Genomic DNA, 21,457 nt, shown 5'->3' on the forward strand with positions numbered 1-21,457 from the left:
TCAGAAATTTGGACTGAGCTGGTGGCCCTTGTAAAAACTGTCAATGATGGTAACCACTTCTTCGGGGGTATCAACCAGTCGGAACAGGTCCAGGTCCGAAGGGCTGATATTCCCGGCGGAAAGCATGGTGTTCTGGATCCAGTCGATAAGGCCGGACCAATATTCCGACCCGTAGAGCACGATGGGAAAGCGCCCGATCTTCTCGGTCTGGATCAGCGTCATGGCCTCGAACAGCTCGTCGAGGGTACCAAAGCCACCGGGCATTACGACAAAACCCTGGGAGTACTTCACAAACATCACCTTCCGGACAAAAAAGTAATCGAAGTCCAGGCTTTTATCCGAATCTATAAAGGGGTTGTTGTGCTGTTCAAAAGGCAGGTCGATGTTCAACCCGACGGAGGTGCCACCCGCTTCGCTGGCGCCCCGGTTTCCCGCCTCCATGATCCCGGGACCCCCTCCGGTAATCACGCCGTATCCGGCCTCCGCCAGTCTCCGGGCCGTAGTTACGGCGTGCTGGTAGTAGGGCGCATCCGGTTTGGTGCGCGCGGAACCAAAAATGCTTACGCAGGGGCCGATCACACTGAGTTTTTCATACCCGGTGACAAACTCGCCCATGATCTTGAAAATGGCCCAGGAATCGTTCGTCTTGATCTCGTTCCAGCCTTTGTGGTGCTTCTGTTTACTCATGCTTCTATAACGCTTTGGAGGTACGGGCTTATTGTTTGCCCCGATCCCCGGTGACCAGTTCCCCCTCCGGATAAAGTTCTTTTTTCAGATACCGGGCCGTATAGCTGTCGGGGTCTTCTGAGATTTCTTCAGGGGTGCCGGTGGCGACGATGGAGCCGCCGCCGCGGCCGCCTTCATATCCGATGTCGATTACGTGGTCCACCATTTTGATAACATCCAGGTTGTGTTCGATGACCAGGACGGTATTGCCCTTGTCCACCAGTTTGTTGAGGACCTCCATCAGCACGCGGATATCCTCAAAATGAAGCCCCGTGGTCGGTTCGTCAAGGATATAGAAGGTGTTGCCGGTATCCCGTTTGGAAAGTTCCGTGGCCAGTTTGACGCGCTGGGCCTCGCCCCCGGAAAGGGTGGTGGACTGCTGGCCAAGGGAAATATAACCCAGTCCCACATCCTGTATCGTTTTCAGCTTCCGGTGGATTTTCGGGATGTGTTCAAAAAATTCAACTGCCTCATCCATGGTCATCTCGAGTACGTCCGCAATGGATTTGCCCTTGTACCGGATTTCCAGGGTTTCCCGGTTGAAACGCTTGCCGTAGCAGGTTTCGCATTCCACATACACATCCGGCAGGAAATTCATTTCAATGACCCGCAAACCGCCCCCCTGGCAGGTCTCGCACCGCCCGCCCTTTACGTTGAAACTGAAGCGGCCCGGTTTGTACCCCCGGATGGATGCCTCTGTCGTTTTGGCAAAGAGCGCACGGATTTCGCTGAAAACCCCGGTGTAGGTGGCCGGGTTGGACCGGGGAGTCCTGCCGATGGGCGCCTGGTTGATGTCGATTACCTTATCCGCATGTTCCAGGCCCCTGATAGCCTTATAAGGCTTGGGGCGCTTCACCCCGTTGAAATAGTGGGCGTTCATTATGGGGTAGAGGGTCTCGTTGATGAGGGTGGACTTGCCGCTCCCCGAAACACCTGTGACCCCGATCATTTTACCCAGCGGGAAGACCGCGGTTACGTCCTTGAGGTTATGGCCCGTACAACCGCTGAGCACAATTTCCTTCCCATTGCCTTTGCGCCGCTTTTTCGGCACCGGGATCTCCCGGCTGCCATTCAGGTAGGCCGCCGTGAGGGTGTCGTGTACCCGCAGGGATGCCGGGGGCCCCTCGGAGATAATCTCACCCCCGTGTTTTCCTGCCCGCGGCCCGATATCGATCACATAGTCGGCCTTTTCGATCATGTCCTTGTCGTGCTCAACCACAATGACAGAATTCCCCAGGTCCCGCAGCGCCTTAAGGGAATTGATCAGCCGGTTGTTGTCCCGCTGGTGCAACCCGATACTGGGTTCATCCAGGATATAGAGCACCCCGACCAACTGGGAGCCGATCTGGGTGGCCAGGCGGATGCGCTGGGCTTCCCCACCCGAAAGCGACTTGGACCCGCGGTTGAGGGACAGGTAATCCAGGCCCACATCGAGCAGGAACCTCAGCCTGGTATTGATCTCCTTGATGATTTCCCCCGCAATCTGCTGCTGGTCGCCGGCAAGCCGGCCGGCCAGGTCCGAAAAGAACGCCGCCAGTTGCCCGATGTCCATACGGGCCAGTTCCGCAATGTTTTTGTCATCCACCCGGAAATAGAGAGATTCCTTGCGCAGGCGCGCCCCCTCGCACTCCGGGCAGGCCACCTTGTCCATATAGTCGCGCGCCCAGCGCTTGATACTGCTGGAATCGCTTTCCCGGTACTGGTTGCGGATAAAATTGGAAATACCCTCGTATTCAATCTTGTACTGCCGGCGCACCCCGAGTGTCTTGCTATCTACCTCAAAACGGTCGTTGCCTCCATCCAGGATGACCTGCAGCGCTTCTTCCGGGATTTTGGAGATGGGATCCGAGAGGTCAAAGTCGTAGCGGAGTGCGATGGTTTCCAATTGTTTGAACGCCCATGATTTTTTGTAGGTGCCCAGGGGGGCGAGGCCACCGGCCTTGATGGACAGGCCGTCGTCCGGGATGATCTTGGCCCGGTTCACCTGGTAAATATGTCCGAGGCCGTTGCATTCCGGGCACATCCCCTTGGGGGAGTTGAAGGAAAAGGTATTCGGCTCGGGTACCGGGTAGGAAATACCAGTTTCCGGGCACATCAGATCTCTGCTGAAATAACGTGGCTGGTCGCTGTCCGCCTCCAGTACCATCATCACATCGTCACCCGCGTAGAGGGCTGTCCGGATGCTTTCGTCCAACCTTCCCGTAATTTCAGGATGTTCACCTGCCTGCAACCTGTCGATGACGATTTCTATGTCGTGGGTTTTGTAACGATCTACCTTCATGCCCTTTTCCAGGTCCCTGATTTCCCCGTCTACTCGGACCTTCACAAACCCCTGTTTCGCAATCTGTTCGAACAGCTCCCGGTAATGACCTTTCCGGGATCGGATGACCGGCGCCAGGATGGTGATGCGCTTCCCGTCAAAATCCGAAACGATCAGGTCCCGGATTTGCCGGTCCGTGTAACTCACCATCTTCTTGCCGGTATTGTAACTATAGGCATCGGAAGCCCTTGCAAACAGGAGCCTCAGGAAATCATATACCTCTGTGATGGTCCCCACTGTGGATCGGGGGGAACGGGAAGTCGTTTTCTGTTCGATGGCTATTACGGGGGACAGGCCGTCTATCTTGTCGACATCCGGGCGTTCCAGACCGCCCAGGAATTGCCGGGCATAGGCAGAAAATGTTTCGATATACCTGCGTTGCCCTTCGGCGTAGATGGTGTCGAAGGCCAGGGAAGACTTGCCACTGCCGGAGAGCCCGGTGATCACCACCAGTTGCTCCCTCGGGATGCGCACATCGATATTCTTCAGATTATGCGTCCGGGCACCCTGTACATCAATCGTTTCTTCCAATTCGGCCATATCGCGCTTAAAAGGTTGCGAAAATACGATTTTGCGGGCGAAATAAGAAGTCCGCCCAACCCCATCTTTGAATATTCCCGGGACTCTCCTAATTTAGCCGAAAAGCAAATCTACCTATGCAAATTCTAGGAATAGGCTCCCGTATCAGCCACTCGGATCACGGTAAGGGCGTGGTGGTCAACGTGAGCTCCAAACACTATTGGGTTTCCTTTATGGAATCCGGACTGGAAACCATCGATATCGGCTCGGACTTCGAGGTAATCGAAGCCCTTCACGACGACGTGGATACCGTCAGCTTCACCGACGTGGAATCCAGCCTGATCGGCATCCTGAGACGCTGGAGCGATGCAACCAGCCTGGTCCCCATTGCCGATAAATGGAAGGGCGGGAACCTGATACTGAAACCCGGGGACCCCGGGCTGGCCCCCAAGGAAATCCCGATTGACACCTTTTTCCATAAGATCGTAATGGTTCGTGACCGCCTGCGCGTCATGGAGCAGCGGATCAATGCCCACAAAGGACTGGACGACTCGGACAAGGTGGAACTGCAACAGTACATCACACGCATCTACGGCAGCCTCACCACCTTCAATATCCTCTTTAAATCCCAGGGGGATCAGTTCATAGGGGAGCGGAGCAAATAGCAGGCCTAAACTGCAGTGCGGTATGCAGGCGTTTCCGGGAAACGTTTTTCCGGTGTTGCCTGTGAGCAGTCGAATACATGGAATTCCTTCACTACGGGCTTTTCCCGGATAATGGAAACCTGTCCATCGACACTTCTCAGGCCGTATTGACGCCGGGAATCGAAAAGGATCCAGGGGGCGACGCCGAAGCGCAGCCGGAAATGCCGGGTGAGCAGGGGGAGGATGTCGTGCTCAGGGGCGATGAAGCCGCAGGGTATATCTGAGGCCGTTGGATAAAAACGCAGGTTGGACTCTGCGGCCCGCTTTTCCCATTCTACCCGTGCCGTCCAGGCAACAAGCTGGTTGCGGAGTTCGCGGAGCTTTTCAGGGTCGCCGCCTTCCTCACTATTGAATAATTGTTTCAGGTAAGAAATTATAACACGCTCTTTTTGTGTCTTTTCCACCATGAATGAGAAATAGATAATACGCTGCAACCCGGAGCTTTTCCGCCCCAGTGATTCCCAGAGTTGCTCTGCGATCCGCCGGTCGGCAGGAATGTTCCGTGTGGGGGTAAACAACCCGTTCTGGGTACCCGGATCGGCAGACAGCCCCGATATCTGCAGGTCGTGTTCCAGGATTTGCGCGGCACAGGTGAGAAATCCTTCAAATGTCCCGTCATAGATTAAAAAGGTGCCTGTTTCCATTTGGCCAATGTTTATCTGTTAATTCTATCCTTATGAAATTCGTAATATGGAATATATCCAAAAATATGTAAATATTCCGTAATATGGAAAATATCCGTAAAAAGTTTTGGAAATAATCCGTAAAACGTATATTTGAAAATAAACTGACCGTTTTAATCCGGTCCGAAACAAAACGAGCCCATGGAGCAGGATACCAGTATTAAAAGGTTTACGGAGGTCCGGCGGGAGTTGGGATATACTCAGGCGGAATTTGCGGGGATTCTCGGGATCCCCAGTACAACTGCGGACATCGAAAGGGGCAGGACCAAATTGTCCGGGAAGGTAGTGGCGGAATTGCTGGGGCGATTCAAGATCAACCCACTTTGGCTTTATGGGGAAAGCAACCGGAAATACCTGGAACCTTCCTCCGTCAGCGTGATGCCCAAGGTCGTTACGATCGATTCTTCCGAGAGGGAAAACATGGTACTGGTCAATGCAAAGGCCGCCGCAGGCTACCCCCAGAACATACAGGATAGTTCCTGGTACCGGCAGCTACCCGCCTTTGACCTGCCGATCCCCCAGTTCCGGAATGCAACTTACCGGGGGTTCCAGGTAGAGGGGGATAGCATGCAGCCAAACCTGAAACCCGGGGACTGGGTGCTTGCACGGGCCGTGGAAAACTGGAATGACGTGGGCCCGAACCGCATCTACGTAGTAGTTCTGGAAGATGCCGTCCTGGTAAAAAAGGTCGAAAAATTACCCGGCACCGGAAGGTTCAGGCTGATTTCCCTGAACGAATCCTATGCCCCTTACGATATATCCGAGTCACAATTGCAGGAGGTCTGGGAGGTGAGCAGCAAGATTACCTTCGGGGTGGATGCCACCACCGAAACCGGGCTCTTGCGGCAATTGCAGGAATCCATGGAGGAACTCAAGCAAAAACTGGCCAGGGCATGATACGGTATGCCGTCTGAATCAAAAGGAAGTGCCCGGCCCTGATCGCCGGGCTTTGTTTTGCAGTAAAAAGGTTTTCAGAAACGCTGTCAGAAACCAACCGCGGTATCGTCCCCCCGGTGGTCGGCGCCTCCTTCCAGCCGGCCATCGGGAAGCACGAGGATCCCGTCCACTTTCCCGATGATGGGGGTATACTCCTCGTTGATCAGGTAACCCCGCTCTTTCAGGCTGTCCTTCAGGCCTTGGGAAAAACCCTCCGGTTCAAAGGTCAGCAAATCCGGAAGCCATTGATGGTGGAAGCGGGGCGCATCCACTGCCTGCTGCATGCTCTGGCCAAATTCGTAAACATTCAGGATGGTCTGCGCAACTGCAGTGATGATCGTGGACCCGCCAGGGGTGCCCACCGACATCCAGAGTTCGCCATCCCGTTCAACCAGGGTAGGCGTCATACTGCTGAGCATCCGTTTTTCTGGGGCTATACTGTTGGCTTCCGCACCGATCAACCCGAACATGTTCGGGGTCCCGGGCTTTGCGCTGAAATCATCCATTTCGTTGTTCAGGAAAAAACCCAGTTCCGGGCAGTAGAGTTTGGATCCGTACGCCCCATTCAGGGTCGTGGTTGCGGAAATCGCATTTCCCCACTGGTCGATAATGGAATAGTGGGTGGTTTCCATGCTTTCATGGACGGTGACGGCGCCTTCGGAGATTTCTGAGGAGGGCGTGGCCCGGTCAAAGCTGAAGGATGCCATGCGCTCCTGCAGGTAAGTGTCACTCAGCAGCGTTTCCAAAGGGATCTCCACAAAATCGGGGTCCCCCAGGAAGAAGTTCCGGTCCGCATAGGCCCGGCGCGCAGCCTCGGTGAAAAGCTGGATGCTCCTGGCCGAATGCTGGCCCATTTCCGACAGGTCGTAGGGCTCCATCATCTTCAGGATCTGGTTCATCGTTACCCCGCCACTGCTGGGAGGGCCCATGGAAATGATTTTCAGGTCCTTATAGGTAAATATTACCGGATCCCGCCATTTGGCCTCATACCGGGCAAGATCCTCCTCGGTAATAAAACCGCCCGCTGCCTGTATGAAGGCTGCCAGGGTTTTGGCGGTTTCCCCTTTGTAAAATTCATCCCTCCCGTTCCTGGCAATCCGTTCCAGGGTATGTGCCAGGGCCGCGTACCGGAGGGTGTCCCCGGCCTTGCAGTGGTTCGCAAAAAGGATGCTGTCCCCGTTCACGGCGATCATATCTTCCCGCACCCGTTCCAGGCGCCGGGCCTGGTTTTCGGTGACCACCACCCCCCGCTGGGCCAGCGCAATCACCGGGGCCAGGAGGGAATCCATGGGAAGGCTGCCAAACCGCCGGTGCACTTCAAATACACCCGCAACGGTGCCGGGCACGCCAACGGCTGTTGCGCCCATCCGGCTCATGGACGGTATCGGGTTACCCAGGGAATCCAGATACATTTCCGCGCTTGCCGAAAGGGGCGCTTTTTCCCGGTAGTCGATGCTGCCGGTGGAGCCGTCGGCCTGCCGGTACACCATAAAACCACCTCCGCCCAGGTTTCCGGCAAAGGGGTACGCTACCGCCAGTGCCATCTCGGTGGCCACCATGGCGTCAAAGGCATTCCCGCCCTGCCTGAGGATATCAGCACCGATCCGGGAGGCTTCTTCCCGGGCGGATACCACCATGGCTTTTTCGGTTACCAAGCCAGTGGGTACAGGGGGTGCCTTCCGGCAACGGGTAGTAATGGTCAATAAACAGAGCAGGAGTAGGACCCGAAAGAGGGTCTGGAGGGTGGAGGAGGGGGTCGGTGTCAAAAGGTGTCGATTTTTTGTCGCGAAAAGATAATCAATTCCTCAAAAAACGAATGGAATTCATCCCGGAACGCCTCGTAATGCCATTCCAGGTCCTCGATGGCACGGTCCATACCGGATTTGTTGCGGGTCCGCCGGTTCATCCCCTGCAAAACCCGGCCGATGCCCTCGGTACTCGCGTAGCTGACCAGCCAGTTATCGCTGACCATGTAAGGATACAGCCGCTGTACATGGGTGGGGAGCCAGTCGAAATTTTCGTCGAGCAGGTCGTAAAAATGTGCGGCAAAATCGGCAAGTGGGATATCCGAGTATCGTTCCCACTCCCTTGCCAGGAAATGGTCGTAATAGATATCCACGATTACACGGCTGTAATGGCTGTACCTTTTATGAAGGCGTTTGCTGCTCAGGCGGGGCGTGGGGTGTGCATCCGTAAACGTATCGATGGCGCGGTGCAACAGGATGCCTTCCTGCACCCGGTCCGGGTATTTCCTGAATTTGTTGCCGCGGATGCTGTCTGCTATGAAATTTCCGATCGCCAGTTGGTCGTCGCCAAAGGACAGGTAGATATGGGCCAGGTAATTCACATACTAGCATTAGGTGCCATCAAAAGTAAGGATTCGTTCGCATTACGGCCGGTTCCCTGTATATTTGCCCGAAAAGCGGCAATTATGACTTTGATTAAATCCATTTCGGGGATACGGGGCACCATCGGCGGTAAGCCCGGTGAAAACCTCACCCCCCTGGATGCCGTCCGCTTTGCGGCGGCTTACGGTACCTGGCTCCGGGAAAACGGTTCCGGGACTCGCCTTAAAGTGGTGGTGGGCAGGGATGCCCGCCTCTCCGGGCAGATGATCCAGGACCTGGTCGTATCCACGCTTACGGGCCTCGGGATCGACATTATCGATTTGGGCCTGTCCACCACGCCCACCGTGGAGCTGGCAGTACCCCTTGAAAAGGCAGATGGCGGCATCATCCTGACGGCCAGCCACAACCCCAAGGAATGGAATGCGCTCAAGCTGCTCAATGAAAAGGGGGAATTCCTCGATGCGGGGGCCGGTGCCGAGATTTTGCGCCTGGCGGAAGCGGAAACCTTCGAATTTGCCGAAGTAGACCAGTTGGGGGAGCGGACGGTGAATGACGCGTACCTGGACATCCATGTCGACGAGGTACTCGGCCTGGAATGGGTGGATGCAGCAGTCATCCGGGAACAAAAATTCAAGGTGGTGGTCGACGGGGTGAACTCCTCCGGCGGCATCGCCATCCCCAAGCTGCTAGATGCCCTGGGCGTCGAAGTGGTGCGTTTGTACTGTGAGCCAACGGGGCATTTCCCCCATAACCCGGAGCCGCTCAAGGAACACCTGGGGGATATTTGCGAGCGGGTGGTGGCCGAAAAAGCCGACCTGGGCATCGTGGTGGACCCGGATGTGGACCGGCTTGCCTTTATAGACGAGAAGGGCGGGATGTTCGGGGAGGAATACACCCTGGTGGCCTGTGCGGATTACGTGCTGGGCAAATCCCCCGGGAACACCGTTTCCAACCTGTCCTCGACCCGGGCCCTCCGGGATGTGACGCTTTCCCACGGGGGGCGATACACCGCAGCCGCAGTGGGGGAGGTCAACGTGGTTGCCGCCATGAAGGAGACCAAAGCAGTCATCGGGGGCGAAGGCAATGGCGGCATCATCTATCCGGCCAGCCATTTCGGCCGGGACGCATTGGTCGGCACGGCCCTGTTCCTGATGCTGCTGTCCGAGAGACAGACCCGCGTCAGCGAATTGCGCAGCAGCTACCCGGCTTATTTTATGAGTAAAAACAAGATCCAGCTGACCCCGGACCTGAATGTGGACCAAATTCTCGAGGGGATGGCCCGGAAATATGAAACCGAAGAACTCAATACCATCGACGGGGTAAAGATAGATTTTTCGGATTGCTGGGTGCATTTGAGAAAGTCCAATACCGAGCCGATCATCCGGATCTATACCGAGGCAGCTACCCAGGAGGCAGCCGATAACCTGGCAGGGAAGGTCCTGGGGGAGATTCGGGCACTGGCAGGCCTTTAAACCCCGGCAGGCTTTTTATCCCGGTGCTTCCACCGCTTATGGGTCCAGAAATAGTACTCCGGGGCTTCCAAAATGGATTTTTCGACTTCCCTGAAAAAGGCGTCCGTAATCCCGTAATCGGGGACGGCTTTCGGATCGTCGGCCAGCAGGATGATTTCGGCCCGGTAGAAACCCCGCCCTGTTTTCCGCACCTTCAGGTAGACCGCCGGTAAGCCGTGTTTTTTGCAGATTTGTTCCGCCCCTGTGTGCATGGGGACCGGAATTCCCATGAATTCCCCCCAGTGAACGGCCTTTTTCAGCATGGGGGATTGGTCGCTGATAAACCCAATGGTGGCCAATTCGCCGCTGGCCACTACCTTGGCCACGATCTCACGGGTCTCACGGGTGGCGATGAGTGTGGTACCCCAATTGGCGCGGATCCTGCGGACCAGTTTATCGAAATACGGGTTGGACAGGGGCTGGTACACCCCATAGCCCTTGGAATTGATGTGGGAATCCAGGGATAGAGCCCATTCCCAGCTGGCATAATGCGGCATGAGCAGTACGACGCTTTTTCCCGCCGCTTCAATCCGGTGAAGCACCTCGAGTTGGTCAATCTGGAACCGCCGCTGCATTTCCTTTTCCGAAATAGCCAGCGTTTTGATCATCTCCAGGAACATATCGCACATATGTGCATAAAATCTGCGTTCGATCAGATTGCGTTCGGTTTCGGACCGATCGGGAAACACCAGGGCGAGGTTTGCACGCACCACCTTCCGCCGGTAGCGGATGCCGTGGAAGAGGATGAAAAATACCCCGTCGGAGAGCAGGTATAAAAGCGGGAAGGGCAACCTTGCCACCAGCCAGAGAAAGGGGTAGGCTAACAGGTAAACGGCTCGTTGCATGACTCAAAATATGGGCAAATATAGCTATATTTGGCCCTAAATTAAGGCGTCCTACATGAATTTACACCCGGCAACAATCATCCTGATCGCCGCAAATATCCTGATCAGTATCAAAGGGTTCAACGACCTCCAGTTTTTCGACCGGTATAAGTTCAACATCAGTGCCATCCGCGCTGGCCAACGGGAACGAACCATCACCTCGGGCTTTTTGCACGTGGATGTGGGCCACCTGTTCGTAAACATGTTCACCCTGTATTTTTTCGCAGACGTGGTCATCGACTGGTTCGGCCCTTCCCGCTTCCTGATCACCTACCTGGTCAGTCTGCTGGCCGGTAGCCTGCTGGCCATGTATTTCCACCGGAACGAGCCCTTCTACAGTGCGGTAGGAGCCAGCGGGGCGGTTACCGGGGTCCTGTACGCGGCCATCCTCCTGGAGCCGGAAATGCGGCTGGCCCTGATGTTCATCCCCATACCCCTTCCCGCCTATATTCTGGGAATCGGCTATTTGCTTTATTCCATTTATGGCATGAAAAGCCGGTTGGGAAATATCGGGCATACTGCCCACTTCGGGGGTGCAGTCGGGGGCTACCTGATTACCTTAATCTTTAAGCCCGAAATCATTGCGAGCCATCCCACCATGGTGATTTTGCTTGCCCTGCCGATTGTACTCCTCTTTATCCTGCAGAAAATGGGGAAGCTATAATACCGTGGTCCCGGGCATCGCCGATTTGGGACAGGTAACCATTTGCCCCGTTTGATTCCGGTCAGGGAAGGAGTTCGGCGATTTTTTCTTCGAGCTCGTCTCCACGCAGGTTCTTGGCGACAATCACGCCATTTTCGTCTAGGATAAAACTGGCGGGAATGGCGCTTACATTGTAGAGCTCCGCGATTTCGTCAAAGTACCGCACATTGGAAACGTGCTGCCAGTCCAAACCATCCGCGACAATAGCCTGCTTCCAGTCATCTGCGTTGCGGTCCAGGGAAACCCCGAGCACCTTGAAGCCCTTATCCTTATACTTCTTGTAAACCTGTACGATGTTCGGGTTTTCGGCCCGGCAGGGACGGCACCATGCGGCCCAGAAATCCACCAGGGTTACCTTGCCAAGGGCATTGCTCAGTGCGAGTTCTTCTCCTTCAGGGGTAGGGGCACTGAAGGCAGGCGCCTTGGCCCCTATGGCCGTGCGCCTTGCGGCTTCCAGCCTGTCCGCGATACCCGATCCGTGGGTGGTCGCCTTGATGCCATCCGTCAGAGCAGCATACAATTCCTCTACCTCTGCCACTGGAACCGAGTTGCTTTGCAGCATCCGGTTGATTATCAGGGCCGAAATCAGGGCATCCGGGTTTTCACGGACAAATGTCTTTTCGTATTCGGTCATGCTCTCCAGCAGCTCAAAATATTCATCCCGGAGGGAGGCCATCATGGCAGAATCCTGCTCCATCACGGCCTTACGCATGTCTTCGTTCATGGAGAGCCGCTGGGCCGATTTCTCCCGTGCCCCTTCAATATATTCCGCATAGGCCTCATTCTGGGGTGTCCCACTCAGGTCCGCAGCCTGGAGGCTGTCCTTGTGCGCGCTGATTTCAATTTCCCCGTTCTCCAGGATGAGCGGAATGCCTCCGCGGGCCCCTTCCACGAAGAGGTAATAGAGTTCGGGTTGTCCAGCCGTCCCTGTAAAGGTGAAGCGGCCGGCCTCGAGGGAAGCCGTATCCACATCCACAGGCTGCATATTTTCGTCACTCCTTCTCAGGATGACCTTGGTGCCGTCGGCCAGGTCCCCGTCCAGGGACCCTGAGATCTCGAAACCACCGGAAGCTCCGGAATTACAAGCCATGGCGATCAGACAGGCTATGAGGGTCAAAAAGGCGTTCTTCATTTCATAAAAAATTGAGGATCAAAGGTAGGCAGACAGGGAAAATTAAAAAAGCCCTTAACAAAAGCTTATGTCAAGGGCATTGATTATATCGGGGTGGCTCGCGTCAGAATTGATAGCGGATACCCAGGGCAATATCAAAATCAAAATTGTCCGAGAAACCGTCATAGCCTACCAACCCGAGCTCCGGCCGGAAATCCAGGGACAACAGCAACGGGATATCAAAATTGTATTCAATCCCGATGTCGCCGGCAGCAAATACGAACAGGCCGCCATCATTGTCCACGTCAAAATCGCGGTCGAAGTCGACACTCCCGAGGCCGCCACCTACTCCGTAATACCAATTGAAATTACCGTCGAGGATGCGCACCCACTGGTACACACCGGTTAGTTTGAAGGCATCAAAGTTCCTGTTATCCCGCCAGCCCAGGTCAACCTCCACCCGGTTGGAACGGGCGATGGATTTCTGGTAGGAGATTTCCGCTCCGAAACCGTCACTATCCCCAAGGCGCAGTCCGAGCGCGTGATCGGAGATGTTCTGGGCACTCAGGCCCGCGGTGGCCAGCAGGCAAAAAATTGTTAGAATTCGTAAGACATTCATAAAATTCAGTTTTAATTTGGTTCCAAAAATAGGCCAACAAAAATGGCCTTCCGTTAAGATTAACTTAATTTAGGCTCCAAAAATTGCCCCGATTGGATAATTCTGAACTCGATCAACTCGCAGCTACCCTGGAAGGCACCCTCCACAGGGACCGGCTGCATCAGGCCCTGTATGCCACCGACGCCTCCGTATACCGGATCAGGCCAATGGCAGTGGCCTTTCCGAAAGGCAAGGACGATATCGTCAGGCTTATCCATTTTGCCTCTGCCTATGGAATCGGGCTGATACCCAGAACAGCCGGGACTTCCCTTGCCGGCCAGTGTGTGGGACCTGGAATTGTCGTGGATGTGTCCCGACACATGACAGCAATAGGCACCCTGGATACGGAAAGGCGCACGATACAGGTGCAACCTGGGGTGGTGCGGGACGAATTGAACGAATTCCTCAAACCCCATGGGCTGTTCTTTGGGCCAAACACCTCAACTTCAAACCGCTGCATGATCGGGGGCATGGTCGGCAACAATTCCAGCGGCACCACTTCGATCCAATATGGCGTAACCCGCGATAAGGTGGCATCCATGAACGTGATTTTGTCCGATGGCAGCGAGATGCAGATTACCTCCCTGGACCAGGAGGGATTTATGGCGAAAACCCGGGGAAATGACCTTGAAGCTTCAATTTATAAGGTAATACATAATGAATTATCAAGCAAGGAAGTACAAGATGAAATAAGACGTGAATTTCCTCATCCGGACATCCACCGGCGCAATACGGGGTATGCGGTGGATTCGTTGCTGGAAGGCCCAATATTTGGCCATGAGGAAGGGGATTTCAACCTGGCGCGCCTGCTTTGCGGCAGCGAGGGCACCCTGGCTTTTACCACGGAGGTCACCCTCCGGCTGGATCCGTTGCCCCCTGCGGAATCGGCGATGATCGTGCCCCACTACAAAAACCTGGAAGACTGCCTGTCGGACGTGGTGCCCGCCATGTCCCACCAACTGTATCTCTGCGAGATGATGGACAAGGTCATCCTGGATTGTACCCGGAACAACCGGGAGCAAAGTGAAAACCGCTTTTTTGTCTCGGGCGACCCGGCGGCCCTGCTGATGCTGGAGGTCCGGGCGGCAGATCCGGAATCCCTGGAACTTAGCATCCGGGAGGTGCAGGACACGCTGGCTGGTTCGGGACGGGCCTATGCAGCCCCCGTCCTCCGCGGGGACGATACCCGGAAGGCCATCGAACTCCGGAAAGCGGGGTTGGGCCTCCTGGGCAATATGGTAGGGGACAAGAAGGCCGTGGCCTGCATCGAAGATACGGCCGTGGCCCTGCCGGACCTGAAGGACTTCATAGGTGAATTCACCCGGATCATGGACCATTTCGGACAACAGGCGGTCTATTACGCCCATGCCGGGGCCGGGGAACTGCACCTCCGCCCCATACTGGATTTGAAAAAATCAGGTGACGTGGCCTTGTTCCGGCAAATCACCACCGAAGTCGCCCGGCTGACCAAAAAATACCGGGGGTCCTTCAGCGGGGAACACGGGGACGGCATCGTCAGGGCGGAATTTATCCCGATGATGATCGGGGAGGCCAATTACGAGCTGCTGCGCAGGATCAAGGCGGCCTTTGACCCGAAGGGCATATTCAACCCCGGGAAGATTGTCGATGCCTTCCCCATGGACAAAGCGTTGCGCTATGAGCCAGACCGAAAGGAACCCAGCCCAGATACCCTCCTGGATTTCTCCGACAGCATGGGGATCCTCCGGGCAGCCGAAAAATGCAACGGCAGCGGGGACTGCCGTAAATCCCATACGATGCCCGGTGCCATGTGCCCCAGCTATCAGGCAACGCGCAGGGAACAGGACACCACCAGGGGCCGGGCAAATACCCTGAGGGAAATGCTCACGAAAGGCGAAGGCAGTGAACCCTTTAACCACCCGGAGCTGAAAGAAGTCTTTGACCTGTGCCTGAGTTGCAAGGCCTGTGCCAGGGAATGCCCGAGCAATGTGGATGTAGCAACGCTGAAGGCGGAGTTCAGTTATCAGTACCAAAAGGCCAACGGGTTTTCCCTGCGCAACCGGCTCTTTGCCTTCAATACGCGTATTAACGCTTTCAACAGCCGGATAGCCTGGCTCGCCAATGCCCTTACGGGGCGGAACGCTGCCGGGGCGGTTTTAAAACGGCTGATGGGTATTGCCCGCCAACGGAGCCTGCCGGTTGTTTCCAGGGTCAATTTCGATGCCCGCCTCCGGGAGCTTAATGAAAACTACCAGCCGGGAGGCCGGGAAGTTGCTCTCTACATAGACGAATTTACCCGCTACCTGGATACCGGGCAGGGGTTGGACGCCCTGGAATTGCTGACGCGCCTGGGATACCGCGTGGAGCTGTTTTACGCGGAGAGCGGTCGGACATTTATTTCCAAAGGCTTCCTGGAGCAGGCCCGGAGCCTGGCGCGCCGCAATTGCGGGCCCCTGGGCGTACTTGCAGAGCGGGGGGTTCCGGTCCTGGGGCTGGAGCCGTCTGCCGTACTGACCTTCCGGGATGAATACAAGCGCTTCGGGCTCCCGGCAGAAACTGCCGGAAAAATTGCCAAAAATGCCTTCCTGATCGAGGAATTCCTGGCGGCCGAAGCCCGGCTAGGGAATATCCGGGCCGACCAGTTTTCCGATGCCCCCCGGGAGATTAAAATCCACAACCACTGTTACCAGAAAGCCCTGTCCGACCAGAAGGTCACCTTTGACCTCCTGAACCTCCCGGCGAATTACCGGGTTTCGATCATCCCATCGGGTTGTTGCGGGATGGCGGGTTCCTTCGGATACGAAAAGGAGCACTACCTCGTGAGCATGCAGGTGGGTGAATTGCGTCTGTTCCCTTCCATCCGGAAAGCCCCCGAATCGACGGTGATATCGGCCAACGGGACCAGTTGCAGGCACCAGATTTATGACGGGACGGGCCGTAAGGCGCTGCACCCGGTCACCATCCTGCGGGAAGCGCTAATAGTCTGACCCGTCCGGGGCTTTTTCGTCCTTTTGGTGTGTAGAAATGCCAATAATACTGGCTATCAGTTGATTCATGTCCATGCCCTTGAGCTCTTCGTCGGCGTAGAAAGGCGCCAGCTTATCCTCGGAGTACCTGTAGAGTTTCCAGCGTTTGAAGGCGTATTCCAGGGCGGTCAGGTTATCGGTCCAGTCCCCGGAATTCAGGTACAGGCAATTTCCCTGCGGCGTCTCCTTCCACGCCTTCTTGGGATGGTGGATGTGACCGCAGACCACGGTGTCATACCTCTTGTTTAACGCCATTTCCACAACGGTTTGTTCGAATTTTTCCAGGTACTCCCGGGCAGCCCTCCCCTTGATGGTTTTGCGGGCCGCTGAATAGGGTTCCCGACCCGCCAGCCGACGCAGCCGGTTGACTGCCTTGTTGCCGAATAACAACCCGCGGTACCCCGGGCTTCCCAGGCGTGCGATCCATTTGGTACTGCCCCCGGCCAGGTCACAGACATCCCCGTGGAAAAACCAGGTTTTGCGACCGTCCAGGGTCAGCAACAACCGGTCCAGGACCTGCAGGTTCCCCAGTGCCGATCCCGTGAATTTGCGAAACCCCTGATCCCGGTTGCCGGTCAGGTAATATACCAGGGTCCCCCCGGCGGCGAGGCCCAGGATCTTTTTAAGCACCTTGAAATGGGAGGGGGGGAAGTACGCCTTGTCAAACCGGTCGAAGTCAAAAAGGTCCCCGTTCAGGACAAGGACCTCGGGCCGGATACTGCTCAGGTAGGCCAGCAGGGCGTCTGCCTGGCATTCCCGTGCACCCAGGTGGATATCCGAAAGGACAACAACACGTGGTTTACGCTTTTTCAATGGAAAGGAAATATTTGAGGACAAAATTATCACGCCCGGTATATAAAGTGGCGCCGGCGAGGTCAATTCTTCAAGTCGTTAATGTTAAGATTCGGTAAGGGGAGCTGTCCGGTATGTTAAGCGAGTATTATACCACCAACCTTGGTTGGCATGCAGTTAAAAAGTAACTTTGGGTTTTTATTTCTGGTGCAAATCAACAAACGATGGCAGGAAACAGTTTTGGCACGGTATTCAGACTGACAACCTTCGGGGAATCGCACGGCAGAGGGCTCGGGGGAGTCATCGACGGTTGCCCCGCCGGCCTGGAGCTGGACCTGGAGGCTATCCAGCGTGACCTGGACCGGCGGAAGCCCGGGCAATCCGCCATTGTCACCCAACGGAAGGAATCCGACCAGGTGACCTTTTATTCCGGGATCTTTGAAGGATTCACCACGGGGACGCCCATCGGGTTCCTCATCCCCAATGCCAACCAGAAATCCGGGGATTACAGCCATATCGCCGACTCCTACCGTCCTTCCCATGCGGATTACACCTATGACCAGAAATACGGGTCCCGGGATTACCGGGGCGGGGGACGCAGTTCGGCAAGGGAAACGGTCTGCCGGGTGGTGGCAGGCGCAATTGCCAAACAGCTGCTCGGAAACGTCAGCATCCAGGCCTATGTCTCCCAGGTGGGAAGCCTGGTCCTGGAAACCCCTTACCAGGAGCTCGACCTGGAAAAGTCAGAGCAAAACCCGGTCCGGTGCCCGGACCCGGACATGGCTCAGAAAATGGAGGCGCATATCCGGGAAGTCCGTAAGACCGGGGATACCATCGGCGGCGTGATAAGCTGCGTGATCCGTGGCGTACCGGCCGGATGGGGGGAACCCGTCTTTGACAAGCTGCACGCCTGCCTGGGCAGCGCCATGCTGTCCATCAATGCGGTCAAGGGCTTTGAGTACGGCAGTGGTTTCGAAGGGGTGAAGATGCGCGGCAGTGAACACAACGACGCCTTCAACCCGGACGGCAGCACCAGGACCAACCACAGCGGGGGGGTGCAGGGGGGCATCAGCAACGGGATGGATATCTATTTCCGGGTAGCCTTCAAGCCTGTAGCCACCCTGTTGCAATCCTATGAAACCATTGACAAGGAAGGGGAAGCGGTAACGGTCCAGGGCAAGGGGCGCCATGACCCTTGTGTGGTTCCCAGGGCAGTCCCGATCGTGGAGGCCATGGCAGCCCTGGTACTGGCCGATATGTCCCTGCTCTCTCGCCTGTCCCGAATCTGACGGCCTGTTTGTGGCGTTTCGCTCATAAATAGTATCTTCCCGGCTCAAACCAATCGACATCTATGAGGAAGCTCGAGCTGCACTGGCAAATCCTGATCGGGATGCTGCTGGGGATCGTTTTCGGATTTGCAATGACCATCCCGGATTGGGGGGCTGCATTCGTCCAGGACTGGATCAACCCCTTCGGCACCATTTTCGTCAAACTCCTGAAGCTGATCGCCATCCCCCTTATCCTGGCTTCGCTTGTCAAGGGGATCTCGGACCTAAAAGATATTTCCAGTTTCAAGAATATCGGGTTGCGCACCATTGGCATCTATATCATCACCACGATCATTGCCATCAGTATCGGGCTTATCCTGGTCAACATCCTGCAGCCGGGCAAAGGTATCTCCCAGGAAACCATCGCCCAACTGGAACAGACCTATGCAAACGACGCCGGGGTAACCTCCAAGATTGAAGAAGCCAACCGGCAGCGCGAAAGCGGTCCGCTTCAATTCCTCGAAGACATGGTGCCCGACAATGCCTTCAATGCCCTGGGCGACAACTCCCTCATGCTGCAGGTGATCTTTTTTACGATTTTCCTGGGCATCAGCATGCTGCTTATCGGGGAGAAGGATTCCAAACCCCTCAAGAAATTTTTTGACTCCCTGAATGAGGTCGTCCTGAAAATGGTGGACCTGATCATGCTGACGGCCCCGGTTGCGGTCTTCGCCTTGTTGGCGAACGTCGTGGTAACCTCCGGGGACCCGGACCTGTTGCTGGCCCTGCTCAAATACGCCGGGGTAGTGGTGCTTGGCCTGGTGCTGATGATCGTGTTCTACAGCCTGGTGGTGGCGACTTTCACCCGGTACAACCCCTGGACCTTCCTCAAGAAGATCAGCCCGGCCCAGTTGCTGGCATTTTCAACGAGCTCCAGCGCGGCCACCCTTCCGGTTACGATGGAACGGGTGGAGGAACACATCGGCGTGGATAAGGAAGTGTCCAGTTTTGTGTTGCCTGTGGGGGCCACCATCAACATGGACGGTACCAGCCTGTACCAGGGCGTGGCCGCCGTATTCATTTCCCAGGCCCTTGGATTCGAACTGAGCCTTGCGGGGCAGCTGACCATTATCCTGACCGCCCTGCTGGCCTCCATCGGTTCGGCCGCCGTTCCGGGGGCGGGCATGGTGATGCTGGTGATCGTGCTGGAATCCATCAATTTCCCGGCAGATAAGCTGGCCATAGGGCTGGCCCTGATATTTGCGGTCGACCGGCCCCTGGACATGCTGCGGACGGTCGTGAACGTGACCGGCGATGCCACCGTGGCCATGATGGTTGCCAAATCCGTCGGCAAACTGGGAAAGCCAAAGGTGAAGAACTGGGACGACCACCTGGACGAAGTAACGCCTAAATGAACGACATGAATATCTGTTTCCTGATGTATCCCTGGGACGAGATCGACCCGGAAAACGATACGAGCCTGGCCCTGCTCCACGAATGTGTCCGCAGGGGGCACGGTGTGGCGGTTTGCAGCCCGGCCAACCTCACCATCCGCAACAGCGTCACCAATGCGTTCTGTACGGTTATCAACCGAATGGAAAAGGTGCCCGGGAACCTGAAGGCATTCTATAAAAAAGCCACGACCCGGGAGGAAATGCTGCCCCTGGCAGGTTTCGACGTGATCTTTATGCGGGCCAACCCGCCCCTGGACCCGCTGATGCTGAACTTCCTGGATTCCGTCAAGGACGACGTGTTTATCGTAAACTCCCTCCGGGGCCTCCGGGAAGCGAATAACAAGCTCTACACCGCCGCTTTCGGGGATACCCACAGCAACATCATCCCCACCACGCATGTATCCAAAAACAAGAACTACCTCATCCGGCAGATACAGGAATCCAAATCGGACCGGATGATCCTCAAACCTCTCAACGGTTATGGGGGCTCCGGGGTGATCCTGATCGAGAAATCGGCCATGTCCAATATCAATTCCCTCCTGGATTTCTACATCAGCAATTCCGACGGGTCTTCCAATTATGTGATCCTGCAGGAATATATCGAGGGGGCCGAGCAGGGGGATATCCGCATCCTGCTCCTCAACGGGGAGCCTATAGGGGCGATGCGGCGGATTCCCGGTTCGGGTGACCACCGGTCCAATGTTTCGGCCGGGGGTTCCGTGGCCAAGCACACGCTCACCAAACAGGAAAAGGCGCTTTGCAAGCAGATTGGTCCCCGCCTGGTCAGCGATGGCCTGTATTTTGTCGGGATTGACGTGATCGGCGGGAAGCTCGTGGAAGTCAATGTCATGTCCCCGGGCGGGATCACCTATATCAACAAGGCCTATAAGACGAAGGTGCAGACCAAAGTGATCGACTTTATCGAAAGCCAGGTGATGGATAAGCTCAAAGCCTTCGACCGCCGCTCCCGCCTGAGAAAAGAGGTGGAGGATGCTTAGGTTGCCGGTGGGGGAAATGGTCCGCCTTATCGGGCAGGAAACCCCATTTGAAGCCGTTGCCGATGATTACTCCTTCCGGATAAAGATCGAAGAATACGCCCCCCTCGTTTGCGGGGCGGTCCACGACGGGCATCAATTCCGCAAATCCCTGTGGGAAAGGTGTACGCACTCCGAGTATGAGCGCTGGTACGAGGAAGACCCCTGTACCCTCGAAATGGTCAAAGACCACCCCATCACCCTTGCAGGCTGTGACAGCCGCTTTGAATACGACCTGAACCGCCCCCCTGAAACAGCCATCTATGAGGATGCCTGGGGCAAAAAGCTGTGGAAGTCGCCCCTGCCGGAATCCGAGCACCGCAGGAGCCTGGATAAGCATCAGGCCTTTTACCGGGTGGTGCACGCATTGATCGGCAAACTGGAGGCCCTGCACGGGGCTGTTCTCGTTATCGACATGCACAGCTACAACCACAAGCGCTGGCAGCGGGAGGTCCCTACCTGGAACCTGGGAACCCGGAACATCGACAACATCCGGTTCGGGGCCCTGGCGGAAACCTGGAGGTCCCGCCTGGCCGATATGGCCCTGCCCCATGGCATACCGGCAACCTCCCGCATCAACGATACCTTTCAGGGAAACGGATACTTCCTGAAATACATTACAGGCAATTTTGAAAATACCCTGGTGCTGGCCACCGAAATCGCCAAGGTGTATTGCGACGAGCTGAGCGGCATCCTCTACCCCGAAGTGGTTTCTGCCGTTAGAAGGCAATTGAAAGAATTGATACCTTTGCAACTGGCCGAATTCCGAAAGTCCCTCTGACAAATCCGGCCGACCAACCA

At 56.0% G+C, this 21,457-nt stretch carries 18 protein-coding genes; 9 read left to right on the top strand and 9 right to left on the bottom strand.

Going from position 1 to position 21,457, the window contains the following annotated elements:
- On the bottom strand, positions 1–687 hold the full coding sequence (locus H7F20_RS14185) for a TIGR00730 family Rossman fold protein (protein ID WP_185786821.1): 687 nt from the start codon (positions 685–687) through the stop codon (positions 1–3).
- Positions 688–715: 28 nt separating this feature from the next.
- The gene (uvrA, locus tag H7F20_RS14190) at positions 716–3,586 is read right to left on the bottom strand and encodes an excinuclease ABC subunit UvrA (protein WP_185786822.1); all 2,871 of its coding nucleotides are present in this window, start codon (positions 3,584–3,586) and stop codon (positions 716–718) included.
- Between the two features lie 116 nt (positions 3,587–3,702).
- Between uvrA and H7F20_RS14195 the strand changes: the two genes are divergently transcribed.
- Positions 3,703–4,230 carry a hypothetical protein gene (locus H7F20_RS14195; RefSeq protein WP_185786823.1) on the top strand — a complete coding sequence of 176 codons (528 nt, stop codon included), beginning with the start codon at positions 3,703–3,705 and terminating at the stop codon, positions 4,228–4,230.
- 5 nt (positions 4,231–4,235) lie between these two features.
- Here the strand turns inward: H7F20_RS14195 and H7F20_RS14200 are convergent, their stop codons facing one another.
- A complete protein-coding gene (locus H7F20_RS14200; protein WP_185786824.1) occupies positions 4,236–4,913 on the bottom strand; it encodes a DUF4130 domain-containing protein in 678 nt (225 codons plus the stop codon).
- Between the two features lie 180 nt (positions 4,914–5,093).
- Between H7F20_RS14200 and H7F20_RS14205 the strand changes: the two genes are divergently transcribed.
- Positions 5,094–5,849, top strand: a complete 756-nt coding sequence (locus H7F20_RS14205; protein WP_185786825.1) for a LexA family transcriptional regulator — start codon at positions 5,094–5,096, stop codon at positions 5,847–5,849.
- 86 nt (positions 5,850–5,935) lie between these two features.
- Here H7F20_RS14205 and ggt read toward each other — a convergent pair whose 3' ends face one another.
- Both ggt and H7F20_RS14215 read right to left on the bottom strand, forming a co-directional pair.
- Positions 5,936–7,654: a gamma-glutamyltransferase gene (gene ggt, locus H7F20_RS14210; RefSeq protein ID WP_370588512.1), complete on the bottom strand. Its 1,719-nt coding sequence runs from the start codon at positions 7,652–7,654 to the stop codon at positions 5,936–5,938.
- On the bottom strand, positions 7,651–8,235 hold the full coding sequence (locus H7F20_RS14215; RefSeq protein ID WP_185786826.1) for an acyl carrier protein phosphodiesterase: 585 nt from the start codon (positions 8,233–8,235) through the stop codon (positions 7,651–7,653). Before H7F20_RS14215 ends, ggt begins: the two co-directional genes overlap by 4 nt.
- An 84-nt stretch (positions 8,236–8,319) precedes the next feature.
- Between H7F20_RS14215 and glmM the strand changes: the two genes are divergently transcribed.
- Entirely contained in the window at positions 8,320–9,708 is a 1,389-nt protein-coding gene (gene glmM, locus H7F20_RS14220) for a phosphoglucosamine mutase (protein WP_185786827.1), read from the top strand.
- On the opposite strand, the gene H7F20_RS14225 is transcribed toward glmM, so the two are convergent.
- Entirely contained in the window at positions 9,705–10,592 is an 888-nt protein-coding gene (locus H7F20_RS14225; protein ID WP_185786828.1) for a lysophospholipid acyltransferase family protein, read from the bottom strand. The genes glmM and H7F20_RS14225 overlap by 4 nt on opposite strands.
- Positions 10,593–10,647: 55 nt before the next feature.
- Between H7F20_RS14225 and H7F20_RS14230 the strand changes: the two genes are divergently transcribed.
- Positions 10,648–11,295, top strand: a complete 648-nt coding sequence (locus tag H7F20_RS14230; RefSeq protein ID WP_185786829.1) for a rhomboid family intramembrane serine protease — start codon at positions 10,648–10,650, stop codon at positions 11,293–11,295.
- 61 nt (positions 11,296–11,356) lie between these two features.
- Here the strand turns inward: H7F20_RS14230 and H7F20_RS14235 are convergent, their stop codons facing one another.
- Together H7F20_RS14235 and H7F20_RS14240 are read right to left on the bottom strand one after the other, a co-directional pair.
- Positions 11,357–12,466, bottom strand: coding sequence for a TlpA disulfide reductase family protein (locus H7F20_RS14235; protein ID WP_185786830.1), 1,110 nt, complete (start codon positions 12,464–12,466; stop codon positions 11,357–11,359).
- A 103-nt stretch (positions 12,467–12,569) separates the two neighbouring features.
- Positions 12,570–13,064, bottom strand: coding sequence for a hypothetical protein (locus H7F20_RS14240; protein WP_185786831.1), 495 nt, complete (start codon positions 13,062–13,064; stop codon positions 12,570–12,572).
- Between the two features lie 92 nt (positions 13,065–13,156).
- Here H7F20_RS14240 and H7F20_RS14245 point away from each other — a divergent pair, with 92 nt between their 5' ends.
- Positions 13,157–16,069, top strand: coding sequence for an FAD-binding and (Fe-S)-binding domain-containing protein (locus H7F20_RS14245; RefSeq protein WP_185786832.1), 2,913 nt, complete (start codon positions 13,157–13,159; stop codon positions 16,067–16,069).
- On the opposite strand, the gene H7F20_RS14250 is transcribed toward H7F20_RS14245, so the two are convergent.
- Entirely contained in the window at positions 16,058–16,921 is an 864-nt protein-coding gene (locus H7F20_RS14250; protein ID WP_185786833.1) for a UDP-2,3-diacylglucosamine diphosphatase, read from the bottom strand. The two genes, H7F20_RS14245 and H7F20_RS14250, sit on opposite strands and share 12 nt — an antisense overlap.
- 203 nt (positions 16,922–17,124) lie before the next feature.
- Here H7F20_RS14250 and aroC point away from each other — a divergent pair, with 203 nt between their 5' ends.
- The 4 genes from aroC (at position 17,125) to H7F20_RS14270 (ending at position 21,437) form a co-directional block, all read left to right on the top strand.
- Entirely contained in the window at positions 17,125–18,189 is a 1,065-nt protein-coding gene (aroC, locus tag H7F20_RS14255; RefSeq protein WP_185786834.1) for a chorismate synthase, read from the top strand.
- Between the two features lie 62 nt (positions 18,190–18,251).
- Entirely contained in the window at positions 18,252–19,583 is a 1,332-nt protein-coding gene (locus tag H7F20_RS14260) for a dicarboxylate/amino acid:cation symporter (RefSeq protein WP_185786835.1), read from the top strand.
- A gap of 5 nt (positions 19,584–19,588) precedes the next feature.
- A complete protein-coding gene (gshB, locus tag H7F20_RS14265) occupies positions 19,589–20,620 on the top strand; it encodes a glutathione synthase (RefSeq protein ID WP_185786836.1) in 1,032 nt (343 codons plus the stop codon).
- Positions 20,613–21,437 carry an N-formylglutamate amidohydrolase gene (locus H7F20_RS14270; protein ID WP_185786837.1) on the top strand — a complete coding sequence of 275 codons (825 nt, stop codon included), beginning with the start codon at positions 20,613–20,615 and terminating at the stop codon, positions 21,435–21,437. Before gshB ends, H7F20_RS14270 begins: the two co-directional genes overlap by 8 nt.
- Positions 21,438–21,457 lie beyond the last annotated feature (20 nt).

Source organism: Robiginitalea sp. SC105 (genome assembly GCF_014243345.1).
GTDB lineage: Bacteria > Bacteroidota > Bacteroidia > Flavobacteriales > Flavobacteriaceae > Robiginitalea.